This window comes from Prosthecobacter sp., assembly GCF_044236155.1.
In the GTDB taxonomy this organism is placed as follows: domain Bacteria; phylum Verrucomicrobiota; class Verrucomicrobiia; order Verrucomicrobiales; family Verrucomicrobiaceae; genus Prosthecobacter.
On the sequence record NZ_JBIIHA010000003.1, the window covers coordinates 98,398 to 121,234 of the forward strand.

At 60.3% G+C, this 22,837-nt stretch carries 19 protein-coding genes; 10 read left to right on the top strand and 9 right to left on the bottom strand.

The genetic code is table 11. The annotated features are described in order from the left end of the window. Nucleotides 1–32: 32 nt before the first annotated feature. Together ACILSE_RS04230 and ACILSE_RS04235 are read left to right on the top strand one after the other, a co-directional pair. The gene (locus ACILSE_RS04230; RefSeq protein ID WP_395716107.1) at nucleotides 33–416 is read left to right on the top strand and encodes a DUF3307 domain-containing protein; all 384 of its coding nucleotides are present in this window, start codon (nucleotides 33–35) and stop codon (nucleotides 414–416) included. Nucleotides 417–519: 103 nt separating this feature from the next. Beyond that, complete coding sequence (locus ACILSE_RS04235) at nucleotides 520–1,920, top strand: alkaline phosphatase family protein (protein WP_395716108.1); 1,401 nt, start codon at nucleotides 520–522, stop codon at nucleotides 1,918–1,920. A gap of 25 nt (nucleotides 1,921–1,945) precedes the next feature. On the opposite strand, the gene ACILSE_RS04240 is transcribed toward ACILSE_RS04235, so the two are convergent. The 6 genes from ACILSE_RS04240 to ACILSE_RS04265 form a co-directional block, all read right to left on the bottom strand. Beyond that, nucleotides 1,946–2,299: a hypothetical protein gene (locus tag ACILSE_RS04240; protein WP_395716109.1), complete on the bottom strand. Its 354-nt coding sequence runs from the start codon at nucleotides 2,297–2,299 to the stop codon at nucleotides 1,946–1,948. Nucleotides 2,300–2,400: 101 nt separating this feature from the next. Further along, nucleotides 2,401–2,838: a hypothetical protein gene (locus tag ACILSE_RS04245; protein ID WP_395716110.1), complete on the bottom strand. Its 438-nt coding sequence runs from the start codon at nucleotides 2,836–2,838 to the stop codon at nucleotides 2,401–2,403. Between the two features lie 128 nt (nucleotides 2,839–2,966). Next, entirely contained in the window at nucleotides 2,967–3,167 is a 201-nt protein-coding gene (gene thiS, locus ACILSE_RS04250) for a sulfur carrier protein ThiS (protein ID WP_294390653.1), read from the bottom strand. A gap of 79 nt (nucleotides 3,168–3,246) precedes the next feature. Then, entirely contained in the window at nucleotides 3,247–4,386 is a 1,140-nt protein-coding gene (thiH, locus tag ACILSE_RS04255) for a 2-iminoacetate synthase ThiH (protein WP_395716111.1), read from the bottom strand. Nucleotides 4,387–4,445: 59 nt separating this feature from the next. After that, nucleotides 4,446–4,883: a type II toxin-antitoxin system VapC family toxin gene (locus ACILSE_RS04260; protein ID WP_395716112.1), complete on the bottom strand. Its 438-nt coding sequence runs from the start codon at nucleotides 4,881–4,883 to the stop codon at nucleotides 4,446–4,448. Nucleotides 4,884–5,080: 197 nt separating this feature from the next. Continuing rightward, entirely contained in the window at nucleotides 5,081–5,428 is a 348-nt protein-coding gene (locus tag ACILSE_RS04265) for a VOC family protein (RefSeq protein ID WP_395716113.1), read from the bottom strand. A 78-nt stretch (nucleotides 5,429–5,506) separates the two neighbouring features. Between ACILSE_RS04265 and dacB the strand changes: the two genes are divergently transcribed. The 6 genes from dacB (at nucleotide 5,507) to ACILSE_RS04295 (ending at nucleotide 12,769) form a co-directional block, all read left to right on the top strand. After that, nucleotides 5,507–6,922 carry a D-alanyl-D-alanine carboxypeptidase/D-alanyl-D-alanine-endopeptidase gene (gene dacB / locus ACILSE_RS04270; protein WP_395716114.1) on the top strand — a complete coding sequence of 472 codons (1,416 nt, stop codon included), beginning with the start codon at nucleotides 5,507–5,509 and terminating at the stop codon, nucleotides 6,920–6,922. 54 nt (nucleotides 6,923–6,976) lie between these two features. Continuing rightward, nucleotides 6,977–9,673, top strand: coding sequence for a PQQ-dependent sugar dehydrogenase (locus ACILSE_RS04275; protein WP_395716115.1), 2,697 nt, complete (start codon nucleotides 6,977–6,979; stop codon nucleotides 9,671–9,673). 10 nt (nucleotides 9,674–9,683) lie between these two features. Then, complete coding sequence (locus tag ACILSE_RS04280) at nucleotides 9,684–9,884, top strand: CPXCG motif-containing cysteine-rich protein (protein WP_395716116.1); 201 nt, start codon at nucleotides 9,684–9,686, stop codon at nucleotides 9,882–9,884. A gap of 338 nt (nucleotides 9,885–10,222) precedes the next feature. Next, nucleotides 10,223–10,378: a hypothetical protein gene (locus tag ACILSE_RS04285; protein WP_395716117.1), complete on the top strand. Its 156-nt coding sequence runs from the start codon at nucleotides 10,223–10,225 to the stop codon at nucleotides 10,376–10,378. A 123-nt stretch (nucleotides 10,379–10,501) separates the two neighbouring features. Further along, nucleotides 10,502–11,542 carry a tRNA (adenosine(37)-N6)-threonylcarbamoyltransferase complex transferase subunit TsaD gene (gene tsaD, locus ACILSE_RS04290; RefSeq protein WP_395716118.1) on the top strand — a complete coding sequence of 347 codons (1,041 nt, stop codon included), beginning with the start codon at nucleotides 10,502–10,504 and terminating at the stop codon, nucleotides 11,540–11,542. Between the two features lie 12 nt (nucleotides 11,543–11,554). After that, on the top strand, nucleotides 11,555–12,769 hold the full coding sequence (locus ACILSE_RS04295; protein ID WP_395716119.1) for a PQQ-binding-like beta-propeller repeat protein: 1,215 nt from the start codon (nucleotides 11,555–11,557) through the stop codon (nucleotides 12,767–12,769). Between the two features lie 8 nt (nucleotides 12,770–12,777). On the opposite strand, the gene ACILSE_RS04300 is transcribed toward ACILSE_RS04295, so the two are convergent. After that, on the bottom strand, nucleotides 12,778–16,743 hold the full coding sequence (locus ACILSE_RS04300; RefSeq protein ID WP_395716120.1) for a protein kinase domain-containing protein: 3,966 nt from the start codon (nucleotides 16,741–16,743) through the stop codon (nucleotides 12,778–12,780). Nucleotides 16,744–16,859: 116 nt separating this feature from the next. Here ACILSE_RS04300 and ACILSE_RS04305 point away from each other — a divergent pair, with 116 nt between their 5' ends. Then, a complete protein-coding gene (locus tag ACILSE_RS04305) occupies nucleotides 16,860–17,747 on the top strand; it encodes a S1 RNA-binding domain-containing protein (RefSeq protein ID WP_395716121.1) in 888 nt (295 codons plus the stop codon). Here the strand turns inward: ACILSE_RS04305 and rpiB are convergent, their stop codons facing one another. Both rpiB and ACILSE_RS04315 read right to left on the bottom strand, forming a co-directional pair. Further along, nucleotides 17,748–19,436 (bottom strand): ribose 5-phosphate isomerase B, encoded by a 1,689-nt coding sequence (rpiB, locus tag ACILSE_RS04310; protein ID WP_395716122.1) that lies wholly within the window; start codon nucleotides 19,434–19,436, stop codon nucleotides 17,748–17,750. A gap of 146 nt (nucleotides 19,437–19,582) precedes the next feature. Next, complete coding sequence (locus tag ACILSE_RS04315) at nucleotides 19,583–20,050, bottom strand: low molecular weight protein arginine phosphatase (protein ID WP_395716123.1); 468 nt, start codon at nucleotides 20,048–20,050, stop codon at nucleotides 19,583–19,585. A gap of 149 nt (nucleotides 20,051–20,199) precedes the next feature. On the opposite strand from ACILSE_RS04315, the gene ACILSE_RS04320 reads away from it, so the two are divergent. Next, nucleotides 20,200–22,827 carry a protein kinase domain-containing protein gene (locus tag ACILSE_RS04320; protein ID WP_395716124.1) on the top strand — a complete coding sequence of 876 codons (2,628 nt, stop codon included), beginning with the start codon at nucleotides 20,200–20,202 and terminating at the stop codon, nucleotides 22,825–22,827. Nucleotides 22,828–22,837 lie beyond the last annotated feature (10 nt).

Consider the following 22,837-nt stretch of genomic DNA (forward strand, 5'->3'; position numbering starts at 1 on the left):
TGGCAGGCCCATTGCTTGTCCAGACCCATCTCATGCACGGACTGTTGCCCTTTCCCCCGCACACTACCTTGGAGGTCATCCAGGTCCTGTTTCTGCTCTTTGCGGGTCATGCGCTCATGGATTACCCGCTGCAGGGCGAGTTCCTCTCCACCTGCAAAAACCGCCACCTGCTCTACAAGCTCCAGGATCCCTCCCGCCCGCGTGAAATCTGGCCGTGGTGCATGAGCGCGCACTGCCTCATCCATGCGGTCACGGTCTGGGCCATCACCGGCTGCTTTATCCTCTGCGTCGTCGAATTCGTCCTGCACTGGATCATCGACTTCGCCAAATGCGAGAACTGGACCTCCTTCACCCAGGACCAGGCGCTCCACTACCTATGCAAGATCGCCTACGTGATCGTGGCGATGCTGCTCTGAAGTTCCAAGTTTGAAGTTTCAGGTTTCAAGTTCGTCCCGGTGAGACGACTCATGCCCGGCGAGAAACTTGAAACTTTAAACCTGTAACCTGAAACTCTGATCCATGCAGCGGACAGCGATCCTCAACGTCGTCGGCCTCACCACGAGGCTCATTGGCGAACACACCCCGGCGATCCGTGCCTTCGTGGAGCGCAACCGCTCAACGCTCATCGAGCCGGTGCTCCCTGCCGTCACCTGCACCGCCCAGGCCACCTACTTGACCGGTCGTCTGCCGCGTGATCATGGTGCCGTCGCCAACGGCTGGTATGATCGCGAATACGCCGAGCACCGCTTCTGGAAGCAGCCTGAGCAGCTCATGCAGGGCGAGAAGCTCTGGGAGGCGCTGCACCGCGTCGATCCGCAGTTCACCTGCGCGAAGCTCTTCTGGTGGTACAACATGTACTCCACCGCAGACATCGCCATCACCCCGCGCCCGCTTTATCCCGCCGATGGCCGCAAGGTGTTCGACATCCACACGCAGCCCATGCCGCTGCGGGAACGCATCAAAAAAGACCTCGGGCTCTTTCCCTTCCGCAGCTTCTGGGGCCCCGGTTCCGACATCAAATCGTCCATCTGGATCGCCGAAAGTGCCAAATGGATCGAGGAAAAGCACTGGCCCGGCCTCTCGCTCGTTTACCTGCCGCATCTCGACTACAACCTCCAGCGCGTCGGCCTCGACATGGAGAAAATTCGTTTCGACCTCCGCCAGATCGACAACGTCGTTGGTGATCTCATCCGCTTCTACGAGACGCGGAACATCAAGGTCGTCCTCCTCTCCGAATACGGCATCACCAACGTCGAGCAGCCCGTCCACCTGAACCGCGTCTTCCGCGAACGCGGCTGGCTCAGCATCAAAGACGAGTTGGGCCGCGAAACCCTCGATCTCGGCGGCTCCAAGGCCTTCGCCATCGCCGATCATCAGATCGCCCACGTCTATGTGAACGATCAGAGCCTCCTCAACAATGTACGCGGCGCTCTGGAGGCCACGCCCGGCGTCGCCCAGGTGCTCGGCAAGATGGAAAAACATCTCCACGGCCTCAATCACGAGCGCAGCGGCGATCTCATCGCCATCGCCGACGCCAAGAGCTGGTTCACCTACTACTACTGGCAGGACGACCGCAAAGCCCCCGACTTCGCTCGCTGTGTCGATATCCACCGCAAATGCGGTTACGACCCCGCCGAACTCTTCCTCGATCCGCAGCTCAAGTGGCCCAAGCTCAAGATCGCCGGCAAGCTCGCGAAGAAGGCCCTCGGCCAGCGCATGCTCATGGACGTTATCCCGCTCGACGCCTCACTCGTCAAAGGCTCCCACGGCCGCATCCCCGAAGACCGCAGCGACTGGCCTGTCCTGATCGGCGACTTCGACCAGCTCCCCCGCACCGGCATCCTCACCGCCCACGAAGTCTGCAACCACCTCTTCCGCCTCTGCACCAGCGGGCATGGGTATGGGAATGTGGGGCTGTGAGGCATTGTGTTGGCAAAGGTCCGACTTACTCCGGCAAAGCGATCACCGGCGTCCACTCCGCTTGTACGTTCTTTTTCAGGCACCACTGCCGAAATCGCTGGGAGACGACGAGCGTTTCACGCCGGTCACGGGACTTTGGATATCCCCATTTCTCCGCCGTGAGGGCAAAGTCGGTACCGTTCATCGCGGCGAGATCAGCAGCCTTGTATTTCCGAATGGTCTGATAGACGATGATCTCGTCCGGCATGCAACCGGTGGAGTAATCTTCTTTTACCGGTTTGCCGTCCAAGTCACACAACGGCATGGTGACTTTTGGCATGGTGCGGTTTGCCCAGATGCGCCAGAAGACTCCATCAGGATAGCGCGGGTCGTTATTCACGGTGATGGGAAGGAAGTCCAACCCTAGAAAGCCTTCGTGTTCCAGTTCCGCGCGCACGGCATCCGTGCAAATCCGCCCCGCCACATCCTCCATATAGCCTATTAGCGGAAGAGGTTTCCTCGGGGGCTTCTCAAACTCATAACGCCAAGCTGCAAGACCGAGTTTGCGATCCCTTTTGAACTCCGCCAAAGATGATATATAAAAAAGGCTGCATTTTCGATGTCCTGCTCATCGAATTCGTAACGGGTATCGACTGTGAAATGACGGAGGTCGTTGGCCGGAACCTGTTTCCGTTGAGTTCTGGATAAGATCGGTGTGAGTCCAAATTCCTCTTTCACAAAGTCAAAGACCTCGGCGAGCTTGTGATGCCCTTCAGGCAGGTTGATGCCAAAATGGGATACCTTGTGATCTGAGGCAGGAACCACGAATTCAGGAAAAGCTTTGATCAGCTTTTCATAGTCATCGCCCCAAAACACAGAGGGATCCGACATGTCACCGGGCCGACGATTTCTAAATGTGAATTGGAGCAGCTTGGTCATAACGACGATGAGCTTTTGACGTTAACACACGAATCCAATCCGAGGCGATGGATTGTTCTCAACTCTGGCGTGTGTGCCCACATGCCATGATGGGCACTGTCGCGATCACATCGTTGCCTCTCCACCGGCTACCCACCCGCCGTGATCTGCACGATCTCGATCACATCGCCATCACTCACCGTGGCCGTTTCAATCTCACGAGGCAGCAGCGCGGCTTGATTCTGCTCCACCACCACCGGCTTTCCGGCCAGACCGACGGCCGCTAGCAGCGACTTCACCGTCTGCGGCGCTTCAAACTCACGCTTCTCTCCGTTCAAAGTGATCTTCATGGGATTAGAAATTCGTTCATCCTTCGCAGTATGCTACGGAGAATGGATCATTCCTTATTCTGATTTCGTCATTGAGCTCTCAGGCCACCATCGTCGCGAGGATCGACGCATCCCAGTCCTTCCAGACGGGATCCAGTCCGCTCCGGCGCAGCATCTCGGCCACGCTTTGCGCCGAACGCTGATCCGCGATGCCGAACTGGCCTTCCGCACGATTCGTCTCGGCCTTCGTCTCCACTTCGACGCGTTTGCCGCGCACGGTGAGATGCAAATCATCGTTCCCCGCGCCTGTATAGCCTCCCGGCTCGGTGTGACTGCCAGCGCTCATCACCGTGATGCCCAGCGGTGCCAGCGCATCGCGCAGCGGCGCGGACTCACGCGTGCTCAAAATGATGCCCACTTCCGGGAACGTGAGGCGAAACGCGCAGATCGTCTGCACCAGCGCCCAATCCGGAAAATCCGTCATCGGCGTGAATCCACCCGCCGCAGGCCGCAAACGCGGAAACGCCACGGTGAAGGTCGATTTCCAGCAGTGTTTATAAAGATGCTCCAAATGCGCCGCCAATCGCAACGCTTCGAGCCGCCAGTCGCTCAGGCCAAACAACGCGCCGATGCCGATGCGGCGAAATCCGCCTGCGTAACCGCGTTCCGGGCACGCCAGCCTCCAGTCGCAGTCTTTCTTCGGCCCCGCCGTGTGCATCTGCTCATACACGACGCGATCATACGTCTCCTGATACACCACGAGACCTTCCGCGCCCGCCTTGACCATGCGCTCATACTCCGGTGCCTCCATCGGCCCGACCTCGATGCCAATCGTCGGCACCAAATCACGCAGCGCCCGGATGCACTCCTCCAGATAACCTTCGCTCACAAAACGCGGATGTTCCCCCGCCACGAGCAGGATGTTCCGAAAGCCCTGCGCCACGAGATGCTTCGCCTCGGCCACGACTTGATCCACTGTCAGCGTCACACGCAGGATCGCGTTGTTGTCCCGCGAGAATCCGCAGTAACTGCAGTTGTTCACGCACTCATTGGAAACATACAACGGCGCAAACAGCCGCATCGTCCGCCCAAAGTTCCGCCGCGTGATGATCTGCGATTCCTTCGCCATCGCCTCGATCTGCGCCGGCCCCTTCGGCTCCAGCAACGCCGCAAACCGCTCCATCAGCGGCGATTTGCGCGCCGGGAGGGCATCAAGCGTGGGGATGAAGGTGGTGGGCATCTTGGCTGCTTTGGATAATCCGCAATCCGGCATCTGCAATGTGCAATACAGCAGGCAGATCAGAGAACAGTTAGCCCAGCCTGATCCGCGAGAGCATTTTGGTCTGCATCAAAGCTCAAGAACCCGTCCACGTCGGTCTCGATGGCAGTCGCCACATGGAACAGGTCCATGCCACGAATGAGCATGTTCAGGCCGTGATTGGCGCTCAGTTCGCAGGCTGTTCGGACGGCGTCACGCCAGTCGAATTCGACATGCGTCCAGTAGCCGAGGCGAACTTCCTGTTCCAGCAAGCGAATCATCCGGCGGGCATCTCCCGCATTCACCAAACCCGCCCGTTCCGCCTGACGCAGTGTGTTGAAGACCTCTACGCGATGCCAGGGAGTCCAGATAAACTCCGAGTCTTCCAACCGGTCGAAAATCCGCACCGCTTTCAAGTGGTGGCGGTCACATCGGCACTTGTAGGCGAGCCACCATGAAGTGTCCGCATAGACCCTCATTTTTTCAGACTTTGGATGAACTTCACACCGTCAAATTTCGGCAAACGACTGTCACCCACCGCACGCTGCTCCGCGAGTGCTCGCGTCATTCGAGGACGCGTGACGACTGCGGGCGGCTTCTTGGTTCTGGCAGGCGCATTCTTCGCTTTCATGGACACAAACTATGTATTCCTGCATGGTAAGCAAGCCTGCAGACTTCACCCGACATACTGCGTGATGAACACCTCGTTCCCCTCCGCATCGCGGAAGACGCCGAGCAAAATCGGCTCACCTTCCCGCTGTTGAGGCGATTGCAGGATTTTCGCACCCGCCTTCGCAATCGTGTCCGCCATCACCAGCACATCCTCGTATTGAAAGCTGAGTCCCGTCGGATTGCGCGAGCCATCGTGACCGCCATGCAATGCGATGATCGCATCGCCGTGACGCAACTCGGTCCAGAACTCGCTCACAAACACTGCTTCGAGGCCGATCACATCGCGGTAAAAAGCCACGGCGCGTTTCATATCGACCGCCATGAGCATGAACTTCACTTTTTCGGGCTTCATGGCGGTGAAGCTGGCCGTATGCGGCAAAACCGCAAGCGCCTCGCTTGGCGGCAGACTGTTTCACGCTACCATCGGCCCATGCTGAAAAACATCCTCATCCTGCTCCTCGCCTCAGCGTTGACGGCGCTGCTTCTTTCGCGCCGGGAGCAGCCACAGCCACCTCCTGTTATCGCACCGCAGGTCATCACGCCTCCCGTCGTCACGCCGACGCCGCCACGCTTTCCGACGATCAATGCACTGCTGAACGAGGCCCGCACCAATCCAGCGCTCGCCGGAGCCGCCATCGGCTTCTGCCTCATCGACTCGAAGGGCGAGGTCGTGATGGAAGACCATGCGCAAACGTCCTTCATCCCCGCCTCCAGCCTCAAAACACTCACCACCGCCACCGCGCTCGAAGTTCTCGGTCCCGACTTCCACTTCACCACCGCGCTCAAATCCACCGCGCCCATCGAGGCAGGTGTCATCCGCGGCGATCTCATCATTGTCGGCGGAGGCGATCCGATGCTGGCGATGGCCGATTTGCAGGCTTGGGCCGATGAATTAAAAAAACGCGGCCTGCGCATGGTCACGGGCCACATCCGTGGCGATGCGCGTCTTTTCCCAGGAAGCCTTTATGGCGACTTCTGGAACTGGGGCGACATCGGCAACGGCTACGGCAGCGGCGTGAGCGGTCTGAACCTCAACCACAACCGCTACACGCTCGCCTTTCGTGCCGGGGAGACGGTAGGCGCGCCAGCCGTGCTGCTCGGCATCAGCACGGAGCTTCCGGGTGTGGCATGGAAGAACGAAGTCATCACCGGTCCTGAAGATTCTGGCGATGGCGTGGTCATTCACGGGGGTGAGAGCACCACGGCGATTCATCTGCGAGGCACTGTGCCGCTCAAAGCCGAAAAATTCCGTGTGAACGGAGCCGTGCCTGATCCAGAGCGGTTCATCACGCATCATTTCACCCAGTTGCTCAGGGCGCAGGGCATTCAAATCGGCGGCGGCAGTCCCAACACCGCTGAACCGAAGCACGAGCTGCTGAAACACGAGTCACCACCCCTGCTTGCCATCATCAAGAGCATCCACGCCTCCTCCGACAATCACGAGACCGAATGCGTCTTCCGCATGCTGGGCGTGAAGGCTGGCAAAGCGCCCGATGCTGTCATCCGCGAACATTGGAAAGCACGCGGCCTCGAATTCATCGGACTCAGGATGGAAGACGGCTGCGGACTGGCCCGTGCGGATTTCATCCGCCCGCTCGATCTCGCGCGACTGCAATTTCTCGCTGGTTCCGGGCCGCAGGGCGCGAACTACAAGGACTCGCTGCTCTCCAAGGACGGCCTGCGCTGGAAAGGCGGCGCGATGTCCGGCGTGCGGACTTACACCGGCTTTGCCAAGACCAAATCCGGTGAGGAGTTCTGCTACGCACTCATGGTGAATCACTACACCGACGGAAAAGTCGTTTCCGAACTCAGCCAGCGCCTGACGGACGCGATGCTGGGCCTTTGAGCCAACCGCCATTTCAGACTTGCCAGGGCGCGAGCCTCCGCCGCATCATGCCGCATGCTTCGTGTTTTCCTTTTTCTCACGCTCTGCGCCGCCACGCATGCCCAGTGGACCACTTCCCGCATCCATGGTTCCCCGGAGCCACCGAAGCCCTTTGTGCCGGAGCATGTCTTCACTCAGATCGCGCTCAATGACGCACTGGAGATGATCGCCATGCCCGGAGCGGGGCGTTTCGCGGCCGTGGAGAAAAATGGCAAAATCTGGACCTTCAAAGACTCGCCGGATGCCGCCTCGAAAGACCTGCTCATCGACCTGAAGCCGGATCATCCCGCCCTGAACTATGCCTATGGCATCGCCTTTCATCCGAAGTGGCGTGAGAACGGGCTCGTGTTTATCACTTACGTCTATGGCGACAAAGTGCCCGATGGCAGCAAGCTCTCGCGTTTCAAGCTCACACAGCAGGAGCCGCCGATGCTTGATCCGAAATCGGAAACCGTGCTGCTCACCTGGCAAAGCGGCGGACATAACGGCGCTTCGATTCAGTTCGGCCCCGACGGCATGCTCTATTGCTCCACCGGCGACGCCACCGCGCCTTCGCCGCCGGATTCGCTGAAGACCGGGCAGGACTTGAGCGACTTTTTATCCTCCATCCTGCGCATCGACGTGGATCACGAGGAAAACGGCAAGGCGTATGCCATCCCGAAGGACAATCCGTTTCTCACGACGCCGGATGCCCGCCCGGAGATCTACGCCTTCGGCTTCCGCAACCCGTGGAAGATCAGCTTCGACCAGAAAGGCCGCCTCTGGTGCGGTGATGTCGGCTGGGAACTCTGGGAGATGATTCATCTCGTGCCGAAGGGTGGCAATCACGGCTGGAGCGCGATGGAAGCCAGCCAGCCCATCATGCCGGAGACGAAAGGCCCGGGCCACATCATCCCGCCCGTGGCCGCCCATCCCCACACCGAGGCCGCCAGCATCACCGGCGGCTATGTTTATCATGGCAGCCGCTTTCCCGAGCTGCGTGACGCCTACATCTACGGCGACTACGAAACCGGCAAAATCTGGGCGCTTTGGCATGATGGGCAAAAAGTCACGCGCCGCGAAGAAATCGCCGACACACCACACAAGATCGTCACCTTCGGTCAAAGCGAGGACGGTGAGCTGTATTGGATGAACTGGGAGAAAGACACGCGCATCTATCGCCTGTCGAAAAATCCCGCCGTCGGCAAACCGAGCCAGTTCCCGCGCAAGCTGAGTGAAACAGGCCTCTTCACCGACACCGCCGCCCAAACTCCCGCCGCCGGCGTTTTGCCCTTCGAGATCGCTGAGCCGATGTGGCAGGACGGAGCGAAGGCGACGCGATTTGTGGCTTTGCCCGGAGGGAAAAGCATCAAGACAACCACCAGCGGCAATCCGGACAAACCGAACTACAAAGTCGAATGGCCCGCCGAGTCTGTCCTGGCACGCACGATCACATTGGAGAAGAAGATCGAGACTCAGGTGCTCCACTTCGATGGCGAGACATGGAACGGCTATTCCTATCGCTGGAACGACGCGGGCACGGATGCGCAGCTTGTCGCCCCTGACGGCGAGGAGTTCACCATCGACAAACAACCCTGGCGTATCCACGGCCGCGCCGAGTGTGCTCGCTGCCACACGAACTGGGGAGGCTTCACGCTGGGCTTTCAGCCGGATCAACTGGTGAACATCGGCGGCAAGAAAGCATCCGAGGCCGCCGGGCTCTTCGACGGCCCCTTCTTCGAACGTTTGAAGAACCGCCTCGTCTCCAGTCATGATGACAAGGCCGATCTCGAAGCCAAAGCCCGCTCCTGGCTTCACGCCAACTGCGCGCACTGCCACCGCCGCCACGGTGGCGGCAGCGTGCAGCTCATGGTGAACGCGGACCTGCCCACCGCAGAGACGATGATGCTCGATGAAAAGCCGGTGCGCGGTGACCTGGCGCTGGCTGACGCCCGCGTCATCTCTCCCGGCCATCCAGAACAAAGCGTGCTGCTGGCCCGCATCGCCCGCAGTGGAAACGGCCACATGCCGATGATCGGCGCGCGCGAGGTAGATCCTCACGGCTTTCGCGTGTTGTGGGACTGGATCTTGGGAGAGGCGACGACTCGTCGCCCATCCAAAGTCGAATCGCCTTCCGACGCCCTGCTTCTCGCCAATTCAATCGCGAAAAACCAAGCCAAATTTGACCCCGCGCTCGCCAAACACGCGAATCCCGAAATCGCCTGCTACTTCGAGCGCTTCCTGCCGCACGACCAGCGTGTGAAGACCCTCGGCATGAATTTCGACGCCCAAAAACTCCTCGCGGCGAATGGCGATGCGAAGCGCGGCTCCGAACTCGTCAGCATGACCGGCAAAATGGCCGCGTGCCTCGCCTGCCACATCATCAATGGCATCGGCCGTGATTTCGGCCCGGATTTGAGCAAAGTCGGCGCACGGCTCACCCGCGAGCAGATTCTCGAAAGTCTCCACCAGCCCTCGAAAGCCATCGCGAAGGGCTACGAGACGTGGATCGTCACCTTAAAGGATGGCAGCGTGCAAACCGGCTTCGTTGTGAATCCCGGCAACGAGAGCGTGACACTCAAAGTGCCCACCGGGCAGCCGCAGATCTTTGAACGCGCTCAAATCCGCAGTCAGAAAGTCGAGCCCATGTCCCTGATGCCTGAGGGCCTGCTGCAAAGCATGACCGCGCAGGAGGCGGCGGATGTGATCGCGTTTCTGGCAGGTTTGAAATGATCCGCATTTCATGATGCACACCACACCCGTCACCTGCCCGAGCTGTTTCCAGGAATTCGAGGTTCCCGCGCCTTCGTTTGATGAAGCTCCATGCGATGTGGACTATGACTGCGAGGTGTGCTGCCGGCCGCTGCGGATCTTCTTCGATGAGGCGGACGGTGAGATCGTGGGAACGGCCTATGGACTGGGCGCGAGCGGCCCCTTTGGTTGATTTGGTGTCCTGAACTTCTGGCAAGCTCGAAATTGTCCTGCTTTTGAGCCTTCTTTGCGTGTTTTCGCAGAGAATGCATTTGGCTGTTTGCAAAAACAGAAGTTGTCGTTAGGCTCAGAAAATCCCACTGCCAGGAGTCTGGTGGATGGGGATTTAACAAACTGGTTAACACCCACACACACACATGAAAATCGCTATCCTCACCCTCATCGCGGCCTCCGCCGTCCTTAGCTCCTGCCAGCAGACTCCTCCTCCGCCCCCGCCGCCCCCGGTCGTCGGCAAGTAAGTGATCTGCCGCCCAAAGCGGCTGACATCCAACCTTACACCTGATCACTCACATGATCCGTATTGCCACTCTGCTTCTCGCCGCTTCCTCGATGCTTCTCGCATCCTGCGCGACCAAGAAGGCATGTGCGACGTGCGACGCCAAAGCAAAGTCCTCCTGCTGCTCGAAAGACGGCAAGGCCTGCTGCAAGGAAGGTCACAAGCACTAATCTGACAGGAAACTGAATCCACGCCGCCGTTCCCTACCCAACCGGGGGACGGCGGCTTCTTTTTTCACTCAATGCTTGATTCTGGGTCCTTGATTCTGGATGGCATCCCCATTCCGGCACCCGATGTCCAGTAACCAGCATCCAGTATCGAGCAGCCAGCCCTGCCTGCTCGCCCTCGAATCCTCATGCGATGAGACTGCCGCCGCGATCTGCACGCTGGAGGGCGATTTGATCGCAAGCCGGATCGCCTCGCAGGTTGAAATCCACCGTCAATATGGCGGCGTGGTGCCGGAGGTCGCCTCCCGGAATCACATCCTGCATGTGCGCCCGCTCGTGCAGCAGGTTCTGGCCGAAGCAGGGAAAAAGCTCGATGAGATGGCCGCGTTTGCCGCGACAAACGGCCCCGGACTTGTCAGTTCGCTACTCATCGGCACCTCGATGGCAAAAGCGCTCGCCATCGCTGAAGACAAACCCTTTCTCGCCGTGAATCACATGGAGGGGCATCTGCTTTCGCCCTTCATGAATGGAAACGGGCCGGTGCGGCCATGCGTCGCGCTCATCGTCAGCGGTGGCCACACGATGCTCGTCCACGTGCATGGCGTGGGCCGCTATGAACTGCTCGGACGCACGCGTGATGACGCGGCGGGCGAGGCGTTCGATAAAGTCGCCAAAATGATCGGCCTTCCTTACCCTGGAGGCCCCGAAATCGACAAGCTCTCGCGTCAAGGCGATCCGCAAGCCTTCGCATTCCCCCGCAGCTTTCTCGACAGCAGCAGCCTGGAGTTCAGCTTCAGCGGATTGAAGACCGCCGTGCTTTATGAGTTGCCGAAACTGGATCTGAAGAGCGAGCAAACGCTCGCCGATCTCTGCGCCAGCGTGCAGGCGGCGATTGTCGAGGTGCTCGTCGAAAAACTCGTGATCGCCGCGAAACGCAGCCGCGAGACGCTCGTGACCGTCAGCGGCGGCGTGAGCTGCAACCGCGGCCTGCGCGAAGCACTCACCACACGCTGCGCCAAACAAGGCCTGCAACTGCTGCTCGCACGGCCTGATCTTTGCACGGACAATGCCGGCATGATTGCCTTTGCCGCCGTGCAGCGTTTCAACAACGGCCACACCTCGCCGCTGGAGGCCGATGTCGATCCGAACCTCTCCCTCGTCAGCTAAACTCCTCCGCTCATGCGCCCGCTCATTTTTCTCTTTTGCGCATCCATGTCACTTCACGCCGGGGACTGGCCGCAGTTCCTCGGCCCGCAGCGCAACTGCGCCGCGCAGGACGAAGCCGCCGTCACCGCTGCCACCGAGCCGGAAATCCTCTGGAGCCGTAAACTCGGCAGCGGACACGCTGGCCCGGTCGTCACAAAAGGACGAGTGATCGTGTTCCATCGCCAGGGAGCCGACATGGTCACCGAGGCGCTTGATACGGCCGATGGAAAACCACTCTGGAAACAGTCCTACCCCGCCACCTACCGCGACAGTTTCGGCTTCGACAACGGCCCGCGAGCCGTGCCGTGCATCGCCGATGGAAAAATCATCACCCACGGTCCGGAAGGCATCGTGCAGGCGCTCGACTTTGAATCGGGAAAGTTGCTCTGGGACTACGACACCGTCGCCGAACTCGAATCGCCGCAAGGATATTTCGGCCGTGCCTGCTCTCCGCTCGTCACGGATGGCAAAGTGCTGCTCAATGTCGGCGGCAAGGGCGGTGCGGGCATCATCGCGCTCGATTTGCAGACCGGGAAACTGCTGTGGATGACATCGAATGATGAAGCCAGCTACTCATCGCCCATTCTCGTGCCCGGCAGCCCGAAAACTAGCGCGTTCTTCACCCGCTCTGGAGTAGTGCTGGTGCGAAACAACGACGGCAGGCTTCTGGCCGAAGATTTCTTCCGCGCCGAGATCGACGCGTCCGTGAACGCCGCCGCTCCCGTGCCGTGTGGCGATGGAAAACTGCTCTTTTCCGCCGCCTACGACGTCGGCGCTGGCCTCTGGCAATGGAACAAGACCGAAGGCAAGCTGACCAACCTGTGGAAGAAGCTCGACACGCTCGACTGCCACTACACCACGCCCGTTTATCAGGACGGACACGTCTATGGCCTGCATGGCCGCCAGGAGAGCGGCATGACACTACGCTGCATCGCCGTGGCCGATGGCAAAGTCGCCTGGGAAGCCTCGGATCGCATTCAGGGCGGCACCCTGCTTCTCGTCGGCGACAAACTGCTCCTGCACACCGAGTCTGGTGAGTTGTGGATCTTCAAGGCCACGCCTGAGAAATTTGATCTTCTCCGCAGTTCCCAGATCACCCGCGCCGGCCATCGCAGCCACGCCGCGTTTTCCAACGGACTGCTGTTTGCCCGCGATGCGGAGAAGATGGTCGTGGTGCGCGTGAAATGAGGCCGGCCTCATGGCGGAGCACCGCTGATCTGGTCTCGCAACTTTAGCAGCGCTGGCATCTGGTCCTTGGAGGCACGCTCCATGGCGAAAGACAGCACTTCCGCCGCCTCGGCATCGAGTTTGAATTCCTCATGCATGATTTTCGCCGCCCACCCGGCATACTCGGCCAGCGTGTCACGACTATAGAGCTTTTCATCGGCCTCACGAAGTCTCTGGAAAGTCAGTTTGGCCAGGAAAGCGACTCTTTCGGCCGGAGGCGGTGGGACCGGAGGCCCTGTGGGCCTTCGCAAAAATAACCGCGCCAATGATAGCGGCTCCAGCGGGTGCCATGGCGCTTGATCGGCACACTCACGGATGGTCGCCGAGTCCGTTTGCGCCCGCATGAGCCAGCGACCCACCGCCACACGCACCGGTTCCTGTGTCCAAGGTGATGTAGTCCGTTCCTCCGGCAACATGCATGCCCAACGCACGATCTGCTGCTGCCAGGCATGCTCTGTTGTTGGCGCGGACAGTGCAAACTGCCGCATCATCCGCCCATCTGCCTCCAGCCCGGAGGCGGAGACCGGAACCGACCGGCCGGAATCATCAAAACTCAGGCCAGCCAAGAAACGCAGCATGGCGTGCCATGCGGTACAAGGATGCCCGCCGGACGGAGTAAACCATGACCAGTCTAGAAGACGCAACACACCGTCATTGCCAGCAACTGCTACCCAGCGGCCGTCCGCGCCTAGTTGCACGGCAAGGGCCTGTTCCTTAAGCTGGCAGACAAGCAGTTCCCCCGGTGAATTCACCTCCCTTGTGCGAACGGTGCCGTCCGTGGCAGATGCCAGTAGCCAATGCCCATCCGCACTAAAGCAAGCATCACTTGGAAAACCGGGGGCGAAGCCTCTTAATGACTTCAATCCAGAGTCGAAGGCAAACATTTCACTCCGTTCTCGAACATCCAACCCGGCCATTATCACTTTGGCACCATTAGCTAATCCAATTGCCAGCCGGTCACTAATGGGATTGGCCACAAAGCAACGGCTGGCATTGATCTGGGACGATACACCCAGTTCTCGACCCGTTGCCATGTCAATATGGAAGACCTTGCCCTCTTGAAGTGCTAACAAGCTCTTTGAAGAATCTCCGACGGACAGCTTGTGAAGCGTGCCAGCAGGACGCTTCCAGATGAGCTTCTTTCGGGTGTCAACCTCTGCCAGCGTCACTTCAAGACCATCCCCTCCAATCGCGATTAACTTGCCGTCGTGCCCAAAGTCCAGGCTGCGAACGGCACCTTGGGTGATGATTTGATTCCGAGACTTCCCTGAATTCACATCCAAGATTTGCACGCCGCCATTCAAACAGCCAACTGCCACAGTTTGGCCGTCGGGACTGAGTTCCAGTGCAGTGACACCCGACGCTGGCCTGTGGTGAAGAATTTCGCGTTCCGTCTCGATATCGAGCACCCTTGCCTCCACCCCCGGTTTGTTGTTGTAGAAGCTGAACACCCCCGCCCGCTGCTTTTCGGCACTGAATGTGAACTGCGGATTGATCTCGGGCACTTCAAACCGATGTGATGCCAGCCGCGAAGCCGGCTCCAAAATGTGGATATTGCTCTCTTTATCAGTCTCCGGGGCGATGAAGTCGGCAAAGCTCAACCATCGACCATCAGGACTGAAACTTACGCTGAATGGCCAGCGCAGGGAGTGAATGGCATCAACCTCTTCCCCTGTGTCCATGTCGAACAAGCGAACCATCTTGTCACGGCTGCCAACGGCCAGCTGGCGGGCATCAGGACTAAAGCTGACCCCATCTGCCATTTCACCAAGATTGAACCGCCAGATCTCCTTTCCGGAGGCAGCATCAAATACACGCGCGGTGCGGTCCCAACTTGCAGCAGCCACCAGCCTTCCGTCAGCGGAGCAAACAATCTGGACAATCCGGTTTTCGAACTTCGCCTGCCACTCCACGATGCCACTACCGGCAGCGAAGCGGCTCAAATTTCCTTCAACCATGCCGACAAAGCATGAACGGCCGTCTGGGCTGAATTGAAATGAGGACGTAGATTGAGAGATCGGCGGACGGCAGATTTCCCTCCCGTCACGTGCGTCAAACACGCAAGTGGTCGCATGATCCCCGGCGGCTGCAAGCAGAACGCTGTCCATGCTAAATTGCAGCGCATAGACCGGGCCGCCAAAAACACCGGACCAGACCTTCTTGCCAGCCGTGGCATCCATGACATGGATTTGTCCATCTTGGGTTCCACAGGCCAGCAACTGGCCATTAGGGCTGAAAACCACGCGTGTGATCCGGTTTCCGACCATCAAATTCCACACCTCTCTGCCCGACGGCGCTTCAACAACACGCACGGCACCATCATCGCCTGCAAAAGCAAACCGACCACCATCAGGACTAAAATCGACAGTATGGACTGCTGGCTCACGCAAACCGGAGTCCCAAACCACTTCCCCTGAACCAGGCTGGATGATCAAAGCACGACCATCAGAGGTGCCGACACCAATCCAGCGGCTGTCCGGACTGAAGACATGACGCAATGGAAAACGCGTCAATGGCGTGACCGCCCGGGTGCGCCACAACTGCCCCCCCTGGCTGGTGAGCGCCTGGGTAGCGCTGAAAGCCAGCGCCAGTTTGTTTTCCGGCTTGTAGCGCAGCGCACGCTCGAGCAAGGCCACGCTCTCGGCGTGGCGCTTTTCCTTGGTGGCGCGCAGCGCGGCCTCGTGATCACCACGACTCGCTGTCCAGAGCAAAGCCTCCTGCTTGTCACGCTCCTCCCTCACGACCTTTTCCGCACGCCTCGCGCGCACCGCCTGCCAGGTGCTCACGGCGATGCCGGCCAGCAGCAGCGCGAGCATCGCGGCCGCTGATCCGACAGCCAGTCGGTTGCGCTGGACAAGTTTGCGGAAGCGATAGAGCGCACTGGGCGGGCCGGCTTCGACGGGTTCGTTGTTGAGATGGCGTTCCAGATCCTCGGCGAAGGCGGCGGCGCTGCCGTAGCGGCGTTCGCGCTCCTTCTCCAGCGCCTTCAGCGTGATCCAGTCGAGATCGCCGCGCAGCGAGCGTGTGAGCTTCGACGGTTCGGTCTGCCGTGCCGTGCAGGTCTGCGTGACAGCGTCCGTGACCCGCGTCAGGCGGCTGCTGGGGCGCTTTGGCTCCGCCTCACGCACCAGCCGCAGCACTTCATCCAATGCCGCCTTGCGCAGTGACTCGCGTGCGAGCGGCGTGTCGCCGGTGAGCAATTCAAACAGGATGACGCCGAGTGTGTAGATATCGCTGCGCGTGTCGAGATCCTGCGTGGCCCCGGCTTGCTCGGGACTCATGTATTGTGGCGTACCGATGACGACTCCGGCCTGCGTTTGCAGCAGGCTGACCTGCAAGGCCGCCTCCGGTGAAGTGCCCAGTGCTTTGGCGATGCCGAAGTCGATGACCTTGGGCACGGGCTTGCCGTCCACCTCCATGACAAGGATATTGGTGGGCTTCAGATCGCGATGCAGGATGGCCTTCTGATGCGCGTGCTGCACGGCCCGGCACACGGGAATGAACAGTTCCAGGCGCTGGCGGATGGTGAACTGGTGCGCGTCGCAGTATTCCGTGATGGGCAAGCCTTTAACCAACTCCATCACGAAAAAGGGACGCCCGCTTTCGGTGGTGCCAGCGTCGAGCACTCCGGCGATGTTCGGGTGATCCATCAAGGCGAGCGCCTGTCGCTCTGCCTCAAAGCGGGCGATGATCTCCTTCGAGTCCATGCCGGCCTTGATGACCTTGAGCGCCACCTCGCGGCGAATCGGCTCGCTCTGCTCCGCACGCCACACGGTGCCGAATCCGCCTTCCCCCAGGATTTCGATGAGCTTGTAGCGTCCGAGCATGTCGCCGGGCTGTTCCAGTCCCACCGGCAGGAATGCGCGCATATCCACTCGCATGGTGGCATCCAGGTCGGCGGGCGCGGTGAGTTCTTGGGAAGAATCAGATGTCATTGGGGAACGATTGACTCTAGATCACCCGGAGACGCTGAGGCCAGCGCATTTTCCGCGTCCTGTCGGCATGGAAGCAACCGCTGGCATGATTCCGCTCCGCGTCTAGTCTGCGGATCATGGCGCAGATCGGCAAACACAACTCACTCACCGTCCTTCACAGCACGGCGCATGGCGTTTATCTGGACGGTGGCGAGCATGGCGAGATCCTGCTGCCCAATCGTTACATCCCCAAAGGCACGAGCATCGGCGATGCGCTGGAGGTTTTCGTTTATCGTGATTCCGAGGACCGGCTGGTGGCGACGACGGAGAAGCCTTTCGCCACTGTGGGCGAGTTTGCCACGCTGGAAGTTGTCAGTGTGAACCGCAACATCGGCGCTTTCCTGAACTGGGGCCTGCTGAAGGATCTGCTGCTGCCGTTTCGCGAGCAGGCTGAGCCGGTGCGTGTGGGTGACAAGGTCGTCGCCTACATCCTGGTGGATGAAAAAACGGACCGGATCATCGCCACAACGCGGTTGAACCGTCATTTGAGCCGTGAGAGGCCGGCCTTTCGTCTGCAGCAGCCGGTTTCGTTGCTCATCACCGCCCGAACGCCGCTGGGATACAATGCGATCATCGAGGGAACGCATCTTGGACTGCTCTACCACTCGAATGTGGGCGCGCCGTTGCAAGTCGGACAGCAGGTGAAGGGCTTCATCGCCGCGGTGCATCCCGGCGGCAAGATCGACCTCAGCCTCGATGCTTCAGGCTACCAGCGCGTCGAGTCGTTGACGGACCGCATTCTGGAAGCGCTCAAAAACAATGGCGGACGGCTCGATTTCGACGACGACACACCGCCGGAACGAATACGCAGCGCGTTCGACGCGAGCAAGAAAGCCTTCAAACAGGCTCTCGGCGCACTGTACAAGCAGCGCCGCATCCGCTTCACGAATCCGGGCATTGAAACCTTGGACATTCGCGAAGCGAAGGAGGGCGATTGGAAGCCTTCCGCACAAAGCGGAAGATGATCACGGCAGCGGAAACCGCTGATTCGCCGCGCTGACCTCTTTGCGAATCTCAGCCAAGACGGCGTCGTTTTCGCGGTTGGTGAGCGCACGGTCGATCCAGGCGGCGATTTGGGTCATCTCGGCTTCTTTCATGCCGCGAGTGGTGACGGCGGGAGTGCCGATGCGGATGCCGCCGCCGAGAGTGATCTTCTCGGTATCGAAGGGGATGCCGTTTTTGTTCACGGTGATGGCGGCTTTGTCGAGGGTCTCGCTGGCGATTTTGCCGTTGAGGCCTTTCGGACGCAGATCGACGAGCATGAGGTGGTTATCCGTGCCGCCGCTGGTGATGCGGTAGCCGAGCGCCATGAGCGCGGCGGCGAGAGCCTGGGCGTTTTTCACGACCTGCTGCGTGTAGGTTTTGAAGTCAGGCTTGAGGCATTCGCCGAAGCAGACGGCCTTGGCGGCGATGACGTGCATGAGCGGGCCGCCCTGCACGCCGGGGAAGACTTGGCTCTGGATCTTTTTGAAGAGGTCCTCGTGGTTGGTGAGGATCATGCCGCCACGAGGGCCGCGGAGGCTCTTGTGCGTGGTGGTGGTGACGAAGTCGGCGTATTCCATCGGCGAGGGATGGGCACCACCAGCGACGAGGCCAGCGATGTGGGCCATATCGACGAAAAGATAAGCGCCGACGCTCTTGGCGATCTCGCTCATCTTTTTGAAGTCGATGATGCGCGGATACGCGGAGGCACCGGCGGTGATCATCTTCGGCTTCTCACGCAGGGCGACTTCGGCGAGTTCGTCGTAGTTGATGCGTTCGTCGTCGGCGCTGACGCCGTATTGGCAGAACTGGTAGAAGCGGCCGCTGAAGTTGGCAGGATTGCCGTGGGTCAAATGGCCGCCGTGGGCGAGATTCATGCCGAGCACTTTGTCGCCGGGCTGCAGCACGCTGAAATAGACGGCGGCATTGGCCTGCGAGCCGGAATGCGGCTGCACGTTGGCGAATTTCGCGCCGAAAAGCTCGCAGGCGCGGTCGATGGCGAGCTGCTCGACCTTGTCCACTTCCTCGCAGCCACCATACCAGCGTTTGCCGGGGTAACCTTCGGCGTATTTGTTCGTGAGGCAGCTACCTTGAGCGGCCATCACGGCGCGGCTGGTGAAGTTTTCGCTCGCGATGAGCTCGATGTGGTCCTGCTGGCGATGCTGCTCGCCCTGGATGATGTGGGCGACGGCGGGATCGGCAGAGGCGAGGATGCTGAGGGGGTGGGCTTGGGTGTTCATTTTATCGACGCGGCGGCCATGACGGCCTCCAGCAAAGGGGGTGGCGAGCCAGGCGTCCGCGATGGCTTTCGCGGTGGCTTCGGGCGTGGTTTTGCCGGCGAGGCAAAGAATGTTCGAGGCGTTGTGCTCGCGGGTGATTTTGGCGGTCTCGACATCGTGCACAAGGGAGGCCTGGATGCCGGCGTGGCGATTCGCGGCGATGCTGACGCCGATGCCGGTGGTGCAAACGAGGATGCCTGCATCGGCGCGGCCGTCCAAAACACTCTCGCTGACCATTTCCGCGAAGTCCGGGTAGTCCACGCTGTCCATCGTGTGCGTGCCGACGTCCTCGACTTCAAAACCCGCCGCCTTCAGATGCGCCGCTACGGCGTTTTTGAGCACGAGGCCGCCGTGGTCGGAACCGATGGCGAGGGTGCGGGGGAGTGTGAACATGGGAATGACGAAATCAGAATAAGGAATGACGAATAAACGATGAATGAACCGTGTTCAGATGCAGAGCCGAAGGCATGCCTGCAACCGGACAGTTCCGGGTATTCGAGATTGGAGCCTGATTCTTCATTCTCTGATTAATGGTTTCATCATTCTTTATGCGTCTGCTCGATGTAGGCGAGCAGGCTGGGAAGCATTTTTTCCAAATCTCTCAACGTCTCCTCATAGGCGGAGCGCCCCTGACCGAAGGGGTCGGACACGTCCCGGCCACGCAGCGTGTCATCGGCGGCAAATTCGGAAACGAGATAAATTTTGTCCGCGTGATCTGGAAAGGCCTCCTCCATGGCCGAGATGTGATGGCCGGACATGGCGAAGACATGCGTCGCGGCGGCAAGCATGTCCGCACTGAGCATCCGGCTGGCGAAATCATCGCGGAAGAGGCCTTTTTCACGCAAAATGGCAGACGTGTGCTTGCTGGCGGGCATGCCGGGCGCGGCGGCGACACCGGCGCTGGCCACCTCGTAGTCGGAACGGTCCTTCACGAGATCACGAAACAGCGCCTCTGCCATGGGACTGCGGCAGGTGTTTCCGGTGCAGACAAAGAGGACGCGTTTCAAGGGGCGGGCAGTGTGGCAGGACGGGCGGCCTTGTCAAAGCATGAGCCGGTGAATGCAGGAAAGATGTTTTCATGGAACATCGCGCTTGCCAAACGGTTGACTCATGGGTTTTGCTTGAGCCTGTTGATTTTTCAAGCGCTCGAACAGGGATGGCAGAACGATACAAAATTTATGAAAAGCTCGGCGCGGGCGGCGTCGGGGCCGTCTTCCGTGCGTACGACAGCCAACTCAAACGCTGGGTGGCTGTAAAGCGATTGTTGAGCGCCAACGAAGCCAACGCCGATAAAGATGTCGCCACCGAGCTGCGCCGTGAGGCCGATGCGCTCGCCTCCATGCGCAATCCGAACATCGTCACCATTTTCGACGTGGCTAGCGATGAGGAAGGCCTGTTCATGGTGATGGAGCTACTGCAGGGCGAGGATCTGGCGGACGTCGTCGGCCGCGGTCCCCTGCCCTACGACGACTTCAAGGAGCTCGCCTCACAAACGCTCGAGGGCCTGCTCGCCGCGCACCAGCACCACATCCTGCATCGCGACATCAAGCCGGAGAACATCAAGGTGGAGCGCCTTCCCGGCGGACGCATGCAGTCGAAGATCATCGACTTCGGCCTGGCGCGCTCCGGTTTGCGCGCGCGCAAGCAGACGGAGGACCAGGAAGGCACGGTGATGGGCTCCATCTACTACATGGCCCCCGAGCAGCTCACCCGCGAACCGGTGGATGAACGCACGGACCTTTATTCCCTGGGCTGTGTGTTTTACGAGGCTCTGTCCGGGAAAAAAGCCTTCGATGGCGAATCCATGGCGGATGTGATCGACAAGCACATCAACCACGAGGTCACGCCGCTGCATGTCATCGCTCCGCATGTGCCGCAGTGGCTCGGAGCGTGGTGTGCGCGCCTGATGGCGCAGAAGCCTGAGGACCGCCCGGCGAACGCGCAGCAGGCCATCGAAGAGTTCCGCGCCTGGGAGAAAATGCCCACGATGGTTCCTTACGGCCCGTGGATGGGCATGTACGCACCGCCGCCGGTTTACATGCCGCCCGGGCAGCCCGCGTACGCCCCGCCGGGGACAGGCACGGTTCCGCTCACAGGCTACTACCCGCCTGCTCAGCAGCCAGGCACAGGAGCGGTGCCGGTGGTCGCCGAGGCCGTGCCCGTGGAAATCATTCCAGAAGCCCGGCCGGTCGTCGAAACCGCTGCGATCACCTCCCCTCTGGCTCCCGCGCCCCGCAGGCCGGGCACCGGACGTGCCACCACGCAGCCACGCCAGCCGTCCGGCATTCAGCCATCCCCCGGTGGTGCCCCGGCATTGAGCAAGCAGCCTTTGCCCGTCAAAAAAATCGCGATCATTGGTGGTGCTGTTGTGCTGTTGGGGATTGGCGGTTGTTTCTTCTTTGGCGGAAGCTCGAGTGGCGCGAAAAATCGCGGAGGGAATACCTCCGTGCTTTCCAATATCGGCATTTCTTCGGCCCCACCGAAAGTCACCTTCCAGCTCCCGCAGGACCGTTCCTACCCGCCAGCCGATCGTGGCATCTCCCTGTTCTATGTTGGCAACACCGGCATCCTGACCAATCGCAAGGGCGGCGACGGCAAGCCCGCCCAGGCCAACAACAACGAGGTGGTCGTCGAATGGCACGACATTTCCGAACGCGGCGGCGACAACATCCTGCGCAGCTTCCAAAACAGCGCGGATCATGCCCCCAAACGTGTGGAGTGGCCGCAGTCCGCCGGAGGAACGCCGAAAACCGGCCGCTCGGTGCTTGATTTCCGTCCGCGCGGCGGGAAGCCCTGCGCGCTCGTGCTGGACACGCCCGGCAAGGAAGATGTGAACATGCCCTTCGGCGGCAACAACCTGCCGGGAAACGACAAGGGGCTGACTGTCGTCGTTGCCTTTCAGGCGGACGCCTCACGACTGCCCACGAAGGTGCTCACCCTCGACGGGGATGACGGCTCCAGCGTGTCCCTCAGCGTGGACACCGGGAAAAACCTCATCGCAAAGGCTGAACACCAGAGCTCCAACGCCACGCTGACCTCCAAGGATGTGAACGGCACCCTCCCATGCCTCGCATTCATCACCTGGAACGCGGCCACCCAGGCCGTTGAGTTGCGGGTTCGTGACGCCGCCGGCAAAGCATTCACCTCCACGGGTGGCAAGGCCTCGCCACCGGGCAAACCGCTCAATCTCCTGCAAATCGGCCGCGTGAAAAACGACGCGGGAGCCAATGCCGGCGCCGCGGACCAGTTCAGCGGTTTCCTGGCCGAGCTGTTTGTTTACTCGGTTGTTCTGAAACCGGATCAACTCCAGCTCATCGACGGACGCGTGCGGGACTACTACTTCCAGGCCTCCGCGCCATCGCCGTTGAAAGAACGGCTCAAAACAAAGCTGGCGTGGATCGAGCCGCGCGGTTCCTGGAAGCTCGGCGCCAGCCACAAAAAGGAGGACTGCGCCAAAGCCACCGATGGGAACACCGCCTCGCGTTGGACCACCGGCAGCTCCATGAAAGGCGGAGAATGGTTCAGCATCGAGCTGCCTGCGGACGAAAACATCGCCGGGGTCGCGCTCGACACCCAGTCGAACAACCAGGACTACCCCCGCAAATACAAGGTCGAGGTGTCCTCCGATGGCACCCAGTGGAACGCCGCTGCCGAGGGAAATGGCGGCCAGGTGACCGAGATCATTTTCAAAGCGCCGCAGAAAGGACGCTTTGTGCGCATCACCCAAAGTGGCAGCGCTGGCAATCACTGGGGCATCAGCGAGCTGGCTCTTTTCAAAAAGTGACCCAAGCGAC

Bases quoted from the DNA above. Each gene is read 5' to 3' on its own strand.
- ACILSE_RS04230 (WP_395716107.1), top strand. From the start codon at position 33: ATGCACGGACTGTTGCCCTTTCCCCCGCACACTACCTTGGAGGTCATC.
- ACILSE_RS04235 (WP_395716108.1), top strand. From the start codon at position 520: ATGCAGCGGACAGCGATCCTCAACGTCGTCGGCCTCACCACGAGGCTC.
- ACILSE_RS04245 (WP_395716110.1), bottom strand. From the start codon at position 2,838: ATGACCAAGCTGCTCCAATTCACATTTAGAAATCGTCGGCCCGGTGAC.
- thiS (WP_294390653.1), bottom strand. From the start codon at position 3,167: ATGAAGATCACTTTGAACGGAGAGAAGCGTGAGTTTGAAGCGCCGCAG.
- thiH (WP_395716111.1), bottom strand. From the start codon at position 4,386: ATGCCCACCACCTTCATCCCCACGCTTGATGCCCTCCCGGCGCGCAAA.
- ACILSE_RS04260 (WP_395716112.1), bottom strand. From the start codon at position 4,883: ATGAGGGTCTATGCGGACACTTCATGGTGGCTCGCCTACAAGTGCCGA.
- ACILSE_RS04265 (WP_395716113.1), bottom strand. From the start codon at position 5,428: ATGAAGCCCGAAAAAGTGAAGTTCATGCTCATGGCGGTCGATATGAAA.
- dacB (WP_395716114.1), top strand. From the start codon at position 5,507: ATGCTGAAAAACATCCTCATCCTGCTCCTCGCCTCAGCGTTGACGGCG.
- ACILSE_RS04275 (WP_395716115.1), top strand. From the start codon at position 6,977: ATGCTTCGTGTTTTCCTTTTTCTCACGCTCTGCGCCGCCACGCATGCC.
- ACILSE_RS04280 (WP_395716116.1), top strand. From the start codon at position 9,684: ATGATGCACACCACACCCGTCACCTGCCCGAGCTGTTTCCAGGAATTC.
- ACILSE_RS04285 (WP_395716117.1), top strand. From the start codon at position 10,223: ATGATCCGTATTGCCACTCTGCTTCTCGCCGCTTCCTCGATGCTTCTC.
- tsaD (WP_395716118.1), top strand. From the start codon at position 10,502: ATGTCCAGTAACCAGCATCCAGTATCGAGCAGCCAGCCCTGCCTGCTC.
- ACILSE_RS04295 (WP_395716119.1), top strand. From the start codon at position 11,555: ATGCGCCCGCTCATTTTTCTCTTTTGCGCATCCATGTCACTTCACGCC.
- ACILSE_RS04300 (WP_395716120.1), bottom strand. From the start codon at position 16,743: ATGACATCTGATTCTTCCCAAGAACTCACCGCGCCCGCCGACCTGGAT.
- ACILSE_RS04305 (WP_395716121.1), top strand. From the start codon at position 16,860: ATGGCGCAGATCGGCAAACACAACTCACTCACCGTCCTTCACAGCACG.
- rpiB (WP_395716122.1), bottom strand. From the start codon at position 19,436: ATGTTCACACTCCCCCGCACCCTCGCCATCGGTTCCGACCACGGCGGC.
- ACILSE_RS04320 (WP_395716124.1), top strand. From the start codon at position 20,200: ATGGCAGAACGATACAAAATTTATGAAAAGCTCGGCGCGGGCGGCGTC.